At 46.3% G+C, this 2,519-nt stretch carries 2 pseudogenes; both read left to right on the plus strand.

Annotation, left to right across the window (positions count from 1 at the left end):
• A pseudogene (locus tag JGK07_RS26355) lies at positions 1-685 on the plus strand (hypothetical protein); the annotation flags it as partial.
• A gap of 571 nt (positions 686-1,256) precedes the next feature.
• Positions 1,257-2,519, plus strand: a pseudogene (locus tag JGK07_RS26360) (RluA family pseudouridine synthase); the annotation flags it as partial.

The following is a 2,519-nucleotide window of genomic DNA, read 5'->3' on the forward strand; positions in this document are numbered from 1 at the left end:
AGGGGTTGTCTCTTTCATGGGTCATTTTTTAACGTTATCTGCTTGCTATGTAAGCATTATAACCTATTTTTATCGTATTTTCTGTTTAAGTCCCGTTAATGCAGGTAATGGGAAAAGAACGCTTATTAACAGGAATGCAGTGTTATTAGGAGATGGTAACGACTCTATCAGCGCCGATGTAGACTCTCCCAACCGTGCGATTGAGAACTTCAACTTTATTGGAACTGGTGATGGTAACGACACAATCACTAGCACTGGCATCCTTTACAACGAGGGTATCATTAATACTGGCAGTGGTGATGACTATATCTTTGTTGATGGTTGCACTTGTACCGGATATGGCATTTATAACAACGGCGGTAACATTAATACTGGTGATGGTAACGACTCCATTATTGCTAATCAAGGCTTTGAGTCAGCCGCCAATAGCAGTGGAAGTGTGTTTTTAGGAGCGGGCGAAGACTATATCAAGGGTTTTGGGAGTGGTGATTTTTATGGCGGAAGCGGTAATGACACACTAGAATTAACGCCAGGAAGTTATACCGTTGGGATATCGGACACGTCGAGGACTTTCACCAAAGGTGACAAACTTTTGATAACTTCCGAGTTTGAAAAACTCATAGCTGGTAGTACAACGTATGACTTCACCAGTTTGACGGCTGGTCAGACAATTGTTATCGTCTAGCAGTCTATTTGGAAGTAGGGACAGCTAGCTATGAAAAAAGTTTTGCTGTCCTGAAAGAGCCTTAATTCTTAACTGATACAGCATATTCCATATATATTTGGTACACACAATCTGATCTCCCGTGTAAGGTGCGTCGCCACCCGTACTTCAGCAAGTTATATCCAATATCTAGCAGCGACGCACCCTACAGACCGCTAAGAGGGCCCAAGCCCAACAACGTACCTCATATGAGAGCTCGATCCGCTATATTAACTTATGCTTTTGTTAAATCGCTGCTGTTTAGAGACAAACTTAGCATATCAAGTCTGCTGTCGCTCATTATCTTTAGTTAAGTGTGTATTTATAAAATTATGCAGCCATCCTACTTGGCAGATACCGCTGTACAATACGGTCAAGACACCAACAAATATGGGGTGCATCTTACTTTGGCGAATATATCCGTAGGGGCGAAGCATGACCGCAGTCAGTAGGGGATTATAACTAATAACTTATATGCGGTCATGCTTCGCCCTCTTCAAAAGTGAGATGCACCCCAAATATGTCCTGATCGAGATTTTAAATCAAATTTAATATGCTAACTCTACACCCGCTTTTAGATTTCACGGACTATTTTATGGACTCCGATCGGGGGTCGATCGACTCTAGCCCGAGTTATTGGTACGAAGGGCATTGCCCTCAAAGTGCGGATCTGCTGAGATTGCCACGTACTCGAATGTCTGAAGAAATCGCCAGGGGTTTGATGCAGTACCTTGCTGCTGACGATTCCTACGATCGCGAGGGGAAGATGTACGGCATCTTGCTCGTGGAAATGCCTTGGGGGGAACAGCGAATTCTCAAAGCATTTTCTGGGTTGCTGAACGGTTCTAGCGTTGTTGACGGGTGGGTGCCACCGATTCCGGGGCGATCGCGAGTTGCTTTAGAAGAAGCGCGCACGCTAGCCCAATTGGAAGCAATGAAACAGGAACTGATTGCACTGAATCAACTCCCGCAGCGACAGGAATATGCAGCCTTATTGAGCGAATTTGAATTGCAATTGCAAGTTTTGAATGCGCGGCACCGCAATTGCAAGCAGCAGCGAGACGAACAACGTCAGCTAAGCAGTCAAACTCTCGCAGGAGACACACTCTTAATAGCCCTGGAAAAACTAAATCAAGAAAGCCGTTTGGAGGGAATTGAATGCAGGCAATTAAAACGGCAGCGGGATGCAATATTGCAGCCTCTAAAAAAGATCGTTGAAGCTGCCGATGAGCGGATGCGGGTGCTCAAACAAGGGCGAAAAGAACTTTCCCGCGAACTTCAGGCCGAGATGCACGCAGCTTACACTCTGGTGAATTTTTTGGGTAAATCGCGATCGCTCCAGGAATTGATGCCAACTAATTCTATTCCGACTGGCACCGGCGATTGCTGCGCGCCAAAATTGCTGCACTGCGCGGCAGTACACAATCTGAAACCGCTAGCAATGGCTGAGTTTTGGTGGGGGCCGCCATCGGGTGACAAAGTTCGGGGAGAGTTTTATGGTGCTTGTAGCGATCGGTGTCAGCCGTTGATGGGTTTTTTGCTGTCAGGATTGCCACAAAATCCAATTGTTTCGGGGCCGAAAGCTTACCCGGCTTTTACATCGTCAGCTAATAGCAAAAGTCTGTCAAAAGCTTCATCGAAAAAAAGTGTAAATCAGTCTTTTAATGGTGGCATCGAATCCCGCCCGACAAGTCAGACTTTTAGGGGCGGGCTAGAAGCCCAACCCCTACTCCCCACAACTCATCAAAACAATCATGGTGGAACGGGCATCTTGCCCGTTACCGATCGCTCTTGGGGCGCGCCAGATGCCCAACCC

The sequence above is a fragment of the Microcoleus sp. PH2017_24_DOB_U_A genome (assembly GCF_020738205.1).
Taxonomy (GTDB): domain Bacteria; phylum Cyanobacteriota; class Cyanobacteriia; order Cyanobacteriales; family Microcoleaceae; genus Microcoleus.